Raw genomic sequence first — 8,987 nt, 5'->3', positions numbered from 1 at the left:
CCGCGCCCGCCGCGGCGCCCACCACCGCGCCGCCGGACTCCGGCGCCGGTGGCGGGGACGCGACCGGCGTCCCCGAGCGGCCGAGCGGCGTCCGTTACGCGGACATACGGCTCCCGGCGGGCTCGGGCCTGTCGCTGAACCAGGACCCGCCGGTGGTGCTCCCGGGCCCCTTCACCGGGGACATCGGCTTCACCCCGGAGCCCGAGGCGTTCGGCACCGACCCCGCCCGCGGCACCGTCGCCCTGCTGGACCCGGCCGCGCCGGACACCCTCGCGGGCTGCCGCGGCGCCGCCGCGAGCCCTTCCATCCCACGGGACTCGGTGAGCGCGGGTTCGCGCGTCTGCGTACAGTCCGCCGACGGTACGGTCGCGCTGGTCGTCTTCCGCGCGCTGACACCGAAGGGCGCTCCGGCACCCAGTGCCAGTCTGGACGTCACCGTGTGGCGGACCGAGGGGCGCAGCGCCGAAGCCAACCAGGACGGCATTCCAAACCCACAAGCGCTCGGCACAGTGAATTTGGCGCATTTTTCGAAGACCGTATAGCGCGACCGGCTCCGCTTCGCGTTAACTGATCGGCCCCGGAGGCCACGTCGGAGAACCGGGGGCGGAGTGGGTGTGAGGCAGAAGTACGCGGTGGAGAGGTACGCGGTGGGGGAGACACAGGTGGTCGGTGCGCCGGGGGCGGCGGAATTACGGGCGGCGGTGGCTCGCGTTCAGCGGGAACTCGCCGCGTATCACCCGGCGTTGCCGGACCGCGCCGTCGCGGAGGACGAGCTGGCCGTCCTGGCCAGGCTCGCCGCGCGGCCGGCGCCGGCCGCGATACGTGACGCCGAGGCCGAGGCCGTTCGGCACTCTCTTTTACTCGTCGCCGCCGCTCTCGGTTCGGTCAGCGCCCTGACCGAACCGCTCGCGGAGCTGCACGAGACCGTGGAGCGCGCGACGCCGACGTGCTGACGGTGCGGGTGTCGTCCCCGTGCGGGCGCCGTCCGTTCGTGGGTCGGTCCCGGGCCGGGGCACCTCCTCGGGCGACGAACCCGCGGGCACCTGCGCCTGCTTCTGGCCTTGCCCGTTCGTCCCCCTGCGGGGGCACCCCGGCCCGTCCCCTCCGGCCAGTCGGCGGCTCGCTACTCGTCTCCCCCTCAGCCGCAGCGGACCGGGACCGACCTGCGGGCGGCGGTGCGGCTCAGGAGGAGGGCGAGGGGGCCGTGGTGGTCGCCAGGGCGAGCGACAGGGCCTGGGCCACCTCGTGGAGGACGGGGATGATCTTGTCGGTGGCGGATTCGGTGACGCGCCCGGCCGGGCCGGAGATGGAGATGGCGGCGGCGGTGGGGGAGTCGGGGACGGTGACGGCGAGGCAGCGGACACCGACCTCTTGTTCGTTGTCGTCCACGGCGTAGCCCTGCGTGCGGATGCGGCCGAGTTCGGTGAGGAATTCGTCCGGGTCGGTGATCGTGCGGTCGGTGGCGGCGGGCATGCCGGTGCGGGCGAGCAGCGCGCGTACGTCCTCCGGGGGCACGTCGGCGAGCAGGGCCTTGCCGACGCCGGTGGAGTGGGGGAGGACGCGGCGGCCGACCTCAGTGAACATCCGCATGGAGTGGCGGGAGGGGACCTGGGCCACGTAGACGACCTCGTCGCCGTCGAGCAGCGCCATGTTGGCGGTCTCGCCGGTGGCCTCGACCAGTTCGGCGAGATAGGGGCGGGCCCAGGTGCCGAGCAGGCGGGAGGCGGTCTCGCCGAGGCGGATGAGGCGGGGGCCGAGCGCGTAGCGGCGGTTCGGCTGCTGGCGGACGTATCCGCAGCTCACGAGGGTGCGCATCAGGCGGTGGATGGTCGGCAGCGGGAGCCCGCTGCTGGAGGACAGCTCGCTGAGTCCCACCTCGCCGCCCGCGTCCGCCATGCGCTCCAGCAGGTCAAAGGCCCGTTCGAGGGACTGGACGCCCCCGGCGCGGTCAGCAGACACGTGCGATCCCCTTGGCATGGTCGGCGTTGCGAAATGTGATTTCCGCTCTGCGGAAGCTTACACGCCCTTGACGGTGTGCGGGATCTTCCTGCACATTTCGTTTCAACGGATTGTTGAAGGTTTGGTGGGAGGCTACGTGAAGAACGCGGAGGAACTGATCCTGCGCTCGCGGCGCGTCGTGACGCCGGAGGGCGAACGGCCCGCGGCGGTCGCCGTCAGCGGCGCAGTGATCAGCGCGGTGCGGCCGTACGAGGCCCCCGACCCCGGCGGGGCACGCGTGGTCGACCTCGGCGACGACGTCCTGCTGCCCGGCCTGGTCGACACCCACGTGCACATCAACGACCCCGGCCGCACGGAGTGGGAAGGCTTCGCGACGGCCACCGCGGCGGCTGCGGCGGGCGGCATCACGACGCTGATCGACATGCCGCTCAACAGCGTCCCGCCGACCACCACCACCGCGCATCTGACGGTCAAGCGGAACACCGCGCGCGGCCGGGTGCACACCGACGTCGGATTCTGGGGCGGCGCCGTTCCCGGCAACGTCAAGGACCTCAGACCCCTGCACGACGCGGGCGTCTTCGGCTTCAAGTGCTTCCTGCTGCACTCCGGCGTCGATGAGTTCCCGCAGCTCGACCCGGCCGAACTGGAGGACGCCCTCACCGAGTTGACCAGGTTCGGCGCACTGCTCATCGTGCACGCCGAGGACCCGGGGCTGATCGACGGCGCTCCGCAGCGCGGCGGCCCGCACTACGCCGACTTCCTCGCCTCCCGGCCGCGCGCCGCGGAGGACACCGCCATCGCCGGTCTGATCGCGCTGGCCAAGCGGCTCGGCGCCCGCGTCCATGTGCTGCACCTGTCCTCCTGCGGGGCGCTGCCGCTGATCGCCGCGGCCAAGCGCGAGGGCGTCCGCGTCACGGTGGAGACCTGCCCGCACTTCCTCACCCTGACGGCGGAGGAAGTCCCGGACGGGGCAACGGAGTTCAAGTGCTGCCCGCCGATCCGCGAGGCCGCCAACCAGGACGCGCTCTGGCGGGCGCTGGCCGACGGCACCATCGACTGCGTGGTCTCCGACCACTCGCCGTCCACCGTCGACCTCAAGCGCAAGGACACCGGCGACTTCGCCGCCGCCTGGGGCGGCATCTCCTCGCTGCAACTCGGCCTGCCCGCGATTTGGACCGAGGCCCGGCGCCGCGGCCACACCGTCGCCGACGTCGCCCGCTGGATGTCCGCGGGACCCGCCAGGCTCGCCGGACTCACCGCCAAGGGCGCCATCGCCGAGGGCTACGACGCCGACTTCGCCGTCCTCGCCCCCGAGGAGACCTTCACCGTCGACCCGGCCCGCCTGCACCACCGCAACCCGATCACCGCCTACGCGGGCAGGACCCTGCACGGCGTCGTACGCGGCACCTGGCTGCGCGGCGAGCGGATCGCCGACCACGGCGCGGTGACCGGCGAGCCCGTCGGCCGGCTCATCGAACGGCCGGCCGACGGGAGTTGAGGCCCCGTCAGGGACAGGCACGCGGAAGGGGTGCCGCATCCCCGGGACGGCACCCCTCATCCGCGACCGCGATCTCAGGCCGCGCGCCGCACCCGGCGCCGGTGGGCGGCGATGATGTCCGCGTAGCGGCGACCGCTGCCCTTGATCGTGCGCTTCTGCGTGGCGTAGTCGACGTGCACCAGACCGAAGCGCTTGTCGTAGCCGTACGCCCACTCGAAGTTGTCCAGCAGCGACCAGGCGTAGTAGCCGGCCAGCGGCACCCCGCGGCGGATCGCCCTGGCGCAGGCGGCCAGGTGCTCCTCCAGGTAGGTGGCCCGCTCCGGGTCGTCGACCTGTCCGTCGGGACCGACGGTGTCGTGGTAGGCGGAACCGTTCTCCGTCACGAAGATCCGGTTCGCGCCGTACTCCTCGGAGAGCCGGACCAGAAGCTGCTCCAGGCCGTCGGCGTTGACCTCCCAGTCCATCGCGGTCCGCCGGACGCCCGGCAGGTACACCGACTTGGCGTACGGCGCGGGGCCCGTCGGGTCGTCCGTGATGACATTGCGGAAGTAGTAGTTCAGACCCAGCCAGTCCAGCGGGGCGGCGATCGACTCCAGGTCGCCGTCCTTGATCGGCAGGTCCACGCCGTACAGCTCCACCATGTCCTGCGGGTAGCCGCGGCCGTGGATCGGGTCCAGCCACCAGCGGTTGGTGTGTCCGTCCGCGCGCCGGGCCGCGGCCACGTCGGCGTCGCGGTCGGTGGCGGGCTCGCACGGGCTGAGGTTGTTCACGATGCCGATCCGCAGATCGGAGTGGGCCGCGCGCAGCGCCTGCACGGCCAGGCCGTGGCCGACGTGCAGGTGGTACGAGGCGCGGACCGCCGCCGTCAGATCCGTCCAGCCGGGGGCCATGGTGCCCTCCAGGTGGCCGATCCACGCCGAGCACAGCGGCTCGTTGAGCGTCGCCCAGTCCTTGACGCGGTCGCCGAGCGCCTGCCCGACGACGGCCGCGTACTCGCCGTACCGCTCGGCGGTCTCCCGCTCGGGCCAGCCGCCCCTGTCCTGCTGCGCCTGCGGCAGATCCCAGTGGTACAGCGTGGCGTTGGGCGTGATGCCCGCTTCGAGCAGGGCGTCGACCAGCCGGTCGTAGAAGGCGAGCCCGGCGGTGTTGACGGCGCCGGAACCCTGCGGGATCACCCGCGGCCACGCGATCGAGAAGCGGTAGGAGTCAATGCCCAGGGCGCGCATCAGCTCCAGGTCCTCGGGCCAGCGGTGGTAGTGGTCACAGGCGACGTCGCCGGTGTCGCCGCCCGCGACCTTGCCGGGGGTTCGGGAGAAGGTGTCCCAGATGGACGGGGCCCGGCCGTCCTCGTCCACCCCGCCCTCGATCTGGTAGGCGGCGGTGGCCGCGCCCCAGACGAAATCGGCGGGAAGAGAGCTGAGGTCGTTCACAAGCAGCCTTTCGGTGGGGTCACTTGACGGCGCCGGCGGTGAGCCCGGCGACGAGGTAACGCTGGAGGAGGAGGAATCCGGCGACCACCGGCACACTCACCACGAGCGACGCGGCCATGACCTGGTTCCAGTACACGTCGTTCTGGCTGGCGTATCCGCGCAGACCCACGGCGAGCGTTCTGGTCGAGTCATTGGTCATGACGGACGCGAAGAGGACTTCGCCCCACGCCGTCATGAACGCGTAGACGCACACGGCGACGATGCCGGGGATGGCGGCCGGCACGACGACCCGGAACAGCGCGCCGAGCGGGCCGCAGCCGTCCACCTTCGCGGCCTCGTCGAGGTCGCGCGGGATGGAGTCGAAGTACCCGACCAGCATCCAGATGGAGAAGGGGAGGGAGAAGGTCAGATACGTGATGATCAGGCCGAGCCTGCTGCCGTAGAGCTGGATGCCCGTGCTGTTCCCGATGTTGACGAAGATCAGGAACAGCGGCAGCAGGAACAGGATGCCGGGGAACATCTGCGTCGACAGCACCGTGACGGTGAAGAACCGGCGGCCCGGGAAGCGGTAGCGGCTCACGCCGTACGCCGCGAAGATCGCGATGACCACCGAGAAGAGGGTGGCGCTCACCGACACGATCAGCGAGTTCATGAAGTAGTGCCCGAGCGGCACGGTCTTCCAGATGTCGATGTACGGCCGGAAGGTGAGGCCGTTCGGTATCCAGTGGAACGTGCCCTGCACGTCCTGCAACCGCTTCAGCGACGAGCTGAGCATCACGTACACGGGGGTGAGCACGAAGAGCAGCAGCAGGGTCAGCACGACCCGGCGGGTCCACAGGAAGGACTTCGGGGAGGCCATCGGCGACGGCTGCACGGGGATCCTAGGCATCGACTTCCCGCTTCCGTGTGAACAGCAGGTAGAACGCGGTCACCACGAGCAGGAAGAGCAGCAGGAGCACGGACATCGCCGAGCCCGAGCCGAAGTTCCAGGTGATGAACGACGACTGGTAGATGTGGATGGAGATCAGGTCGGCCGCGTGCGGCGCGGAGTTGCCGAAGAGCACGAACGGCGTGTTGAAGTCGTTGAACGTCCACAGGAAGAGCACCAGGACCAGTACCTGGTTCACCGGCCGCAGCGACGGCAGGGTGATCTTGCGGATCTGCTGCCAGATGCCCGCGCCGTCCATCGCCGCGGCCTCGTACAGCTCGCGCGGGATGTTCTGCAGACCGGCCATCAGGCACAGGAACGCGAACGGCCAGGACTTCCACACCGACACGATGACCAGCGCCCAGAAGCTGTTGTCACCGATCAGCCAGAACGGCTTGTTGGAGGTGAGGTGCAACTGGTCGTGCAGTACGTGGTTCACCAGGCCGGTGTCCTGCTGGAACATGAACGCCCAGGTGATGACGGCCGCGTAGACCGGCAGCGCGTACGGCACCAGGAAGATCGCGCGCATGACCGCCCGGCCGCGGAAGGCGTCCTGCATGAGGATCGCCGCCGCGGTGCCGATCAGCCAGGACAGGCCGACCGACAGGACGGTGAACATGACGGTCACCCAGAACGAGTGCAGCAGCGCCTCGCCGACGGGCTGGTTGAACTTGACCGCCAGGCGGTAGTTGTCGAGACCGGTCCAGGGCGCGCTGCCCCAGTCGCGGATGAAGAACTGGGTGAGCCCTTTGAAGCTGATCACGATGCCGACGACCATCGGCACCAGGTGGATCAGCAGTTCCAGGATCAGTGCGGGGAGGAGCATGAGGTACGGCACGCCGACGCGGCGCAGCCGAGCGGGAACACGCGGCCGGAGCCGGCCCCTTCCGACGGGCTTGCCGTCGGAGGGGCCGGCCTCGGGAGCGCTCCGAGGAGGGGCAGTGGCAGTCATGGAGCCGATCCTTAGGAAGCGGGCATCTGCTGCTGCGCCTTGGTCAGCGCGGCCTTGACGGAGTCGGTCGAGACGTCCTTGCCGGCCGCGGCGTCCGCGAACAGGTCCTTGACCGCGGTACCGACCAGGGTCTCGAACTGGGCCTCGTTGGCGACCTGCGGCAGCGGCGCGGCGGAGCTGCCCAGCACGCTGGCGAGGGTCTTCAGGTCCGGGGTCTGGAAGGCGGGGTCGCTCTGCGCGGCCTTGACCGGCGGCAGCGAACCGTACGTCGAGTTGAGGGTCTTCTGCTCGGCGTCGCTGGTCATGAAGTTGACGAACTTCAGGGCGCCGTCGATGTTCTTGGAGTTCTTGAAGACCGCCATGTTGATACCGGCGACCATCGAGGTCACACCGGCGTCACCGGTCGCGCCCGCCTGGAGGGTCGGGACGGGAACCACGCCGTACTGGTCGGGGCTCATGCCGTGCGACTTGATCGAGCTGGCGGCGGTCTGCCACATCATCATCGCGGCCTTGCCGGTGGCGAAGTCGGTGATGGTCTGGTTCTGCGCGTACTCCGCGTTGCCCTTCGCGGCGATCTTGTCCTTGGCGATGAAGTCGACGTACTGCTTCACCGCGGCGACGTTGTTCGGGGTGTCGAAGGTCGCCTTGCCGGACGCGTCGAACCAGTCGGAGCCGCGCTGCTTGGCCAGCACGAAGGCGTGGTGGATGTTCTCGGAGCCGTTGCCGCCCTCGACCGCGAGGCCGTAGTGGCCGTCCTTGGTGAGCTTCTTGCCGTCGGCGACCAGCTCGTCCCAGGTCTTGGGCGGAGCGGCTATGCCGGCGTCGGCGAACATCTTCTTGTTGTAGTACAGGCCGTACGCCATCGAGTACAGCGGCACCGCGGCCGGGTCCTTGCCGGCCGCACCGGCGGCGGCGATCGACGCGGGCGCGAACTTGTCCTTGCCGCCGATCTTCGCGAAGGTCGCGTCGTCGAAGGGCAGCAGGGCGCCGGTGGCCTGGAGGGAGGCGGACCAGGTGTTGCCGATGTTCAGCACGTCGGGACCCTGGCCGGAAGTGGCCGCCGCGAGGATCCGGTTGAGGAGGTCGGACCACGGGATGACCTCCAGCTTGACCTTGATGCCGGTCTGCTGGGTGAACTTGGCGAGTTCGGGGGTGAGCACCTGCTTGTCGTTGTCCAGGCTGGTGCCCTGGTTGCTGGCCCAGTACGTCAGCGTCTTGCCGCCGCCGCCGCCACTGTTGCTCTTGCCGCCGCTGCCGCTGTCGTCCGAGCCGCCACAGGCGGAGACGGTGAGACCGAGCGCGGCCACGAGGGCAGTGGCCGCGAGGAGTCTGCTGGAGGTGCTGGAGGTGCGCATAACGGGTCCCTCTCAGAGGTGGGTTCGCTTCAGGAAGTGAACAGCGCCTGTGCCTTAATTCAGGCCGTGATTTAACTTGTGAGAAAAGGTGGCGTCAAGACCCTGTGCAGCGATAGATTCACGCCGGACGAGACGGGAGGGCGACAAAGTGGCTGAACGCGGCAAGCGAACAGTGCGTGACCTGCGGCGGGGCAACCGTGCATCGCTTCTGCGTCATTTGTATTTCGAGGGACCCCTCAGCCGCCAGGAGTTGGGCCGGGACACCGGCCTCAGCGCCGGGTCGATCAGCAACGTCGTCGGCGAGCTGATCGCCGACGGCATGGTCGAGGAGGCGGGTGCCGTCGAGTCCGACGGCGGCCGGCCGCGCATCCTGCTCCAGGTCTCCGCCGGATACGGATACGTGGTCGGCGTGGACGTCGGCGAGACCCGCGTCAGGGTGGAGCTGTTCGACCTCGCGCTGACCGAACGGGCCGCGGCCGACCTGCCGCTGTCCGACAGCGGCCACGACGTCGACCACGTCGTACGGCTCGCGCTCGAAGGCATCGAGTCCGTGGTCCGCGAGGCCGGGATCGACGACAGCGAGGTGCTCGGCGTCGGGATCGGCGTCCCCGGCATCGTCGAGCAGGGCGACACCGCTCCCGGCGAGGGCGACGGCGTCGTCGTGCACGGCCAGACCATCGGCTGGGAAGCCGTCCCCTTCGGCCGCCTGCTGCGCGCGGGGACCGCCCTTCCGCTCTACATCGACAACGGTGCCAAGACCCTCGGCCAGGCCGAGATGTGGTTCGGCGGCGGACGCGGCTCGGGCAACGTCGTCATCGCCCTCATCGGCTCCGGCGTCGGCGCGGCCGTCGTCGCCGACGGCACC

8 protein-coding genes and 1 pseudogene are annotated in these 8,987 nt (G+C 70.1%); 4 read left to right on the top strand and 5 right to left on the bottom strand.

Features of this window, described 5'->3' with window-relative positions:
• Window positions 1–542: pseudogene (locus BGM09_RS06090) on the top strand (hypothetical protein); the annotation flags it as partial.
• A gap of 72 nt (window positions 543–614) precedes the next feature.
• Complete coding sequence (locus tag BGM09_RS06085; protein WP_317452558.1) at window positions 615–953, top strand: DUF5955 family protein; 339 nt, start codon at window positions 615–617, stop codon at window positions 951–953.
• 229 nt (window positions 954–1,182) lie between these two features.
• Here the strand turns inward: BGM09_RS06085 and BGM09_RS06080 are convergent, their stop codons facing one another.
• On the bottom strand, window positions 1,183–1,977 hold the full coding sequence (locus BGM09_RS06080) for an IclR family transcriptional regulator (protein WP_188280381.1): 795 nt from the start codon (window positions 1,975–1,977) through the stop codon (window positions 1,183–1,185).
• A 118-nt stretch (window positions 1,978–2,095) separates the two neighbouring features.
• Here BGM09_RS06080 and allB point away from each other — a divergent pair, with 118 nt between their 5' ends.
• On the top strand, window positions 2,096–3,457 hold the full coding sequence (gene allB / locus BGM09_RS06075; RefSeq protein WP_317452556.1) for an allantoinase AllB: 1,362 nt from the start codon (window positions 2,096–2,098) through the stop codon (window positions 3,455–3,457).
• A gap of 74 nt (window positions 3,458–3,531) precedes the next feature.
• Here allB and BGM09_RS06070 read toward each other — a convergent pair whose 3' ends face one another.
• Genes BGM09_RS06070 through BGM09_RS06055 form a run of 4 tightly spaced genes read right to left on the bottom strand, consistent with a single transcriptional unit; the run spans window position 3,532 to window position 8,122 of the window.
• The gene (locus BGM09_RS06070) at window positions 3,532–4,887 is read right to left on the bottom strand and encodes a GH1 family beta-glucosidase (RefSeq protein WP_188280379.1); all 1,356 of its coding nucleotides are present in this window, start codon (window positions 4,885–4,887) and stop codon (window positions 3,532–3,534) included.
• A 19-nt stretch (window positions 4,888–4,906) separates the two neighbouring features.
• On the bottom strand, window positions 4,907–5,776 hold the full coding sequence (locus BGM09_RS06065) for a carbohydrate ABC transporter permease (protein WP_223186392.1): 870 nt from the start codon (window positions 5,774–5,776) through the stop codon (window positions 4,907–4,909).
• Window positions 5,769–6,767 carry a carbohydrate ABC transporter permease gene (locus tag BGM09_RS06060; RefSeq protein ID WP_188280378.1) on the bottom strand — a complete coding sequence of 333 codons (999 nt, stop codon included), beginning with the start codon at window positions 6,765–6,767 and terminating at the stop codon, window positions 5,769–5,771. The genes BGM09_RS06065 and BGM09_RS06060 overlap by 8 nt, the downstream gene beginning before the upstream one ends.
• An 11-nt stretch (window positions 6,768–6,778) precedes the next feature.
• Window positions 6,779–8,122: an ABC transporter substrate-binding protein gene (locus BGM09_RS06055; protein WP_188280377.1), complete on the bottom strand. Its 1,344-nt coding sequence runs from the start codon at window positions 8,120–8,122 to the stop codon at window positions 6,779–6,781.
• Window positions 8,123–8,270: 148 nt separating this feature from the next.
• Between BGM09_RS06055 and BGM09_RS06050 the strand changes: the two genes are divergently transcribed.
• On the top strand, window positions 8,271–8,987 hold a 717-nt coding region (locus BGM09_RS06050), incomplete at its 3' end, for an ROK family protein (RefSeq protein ID WP_188280376.1).

The sequence above is a fragment of the Streptomyces sp. CBMA29 genome (genome assembly GCF_014596445.1).
Classification (GTDB): domain Bacteria; phylum Actinomycetota; class Actinomycetes; order Streptomycetales; family Streptomycetaceae; genus Actinacidiphila.
Note: the sequence above shows the minus strand (reverse complement) of the source record. Positions and strands in the feature narration are given on the sequence as shown.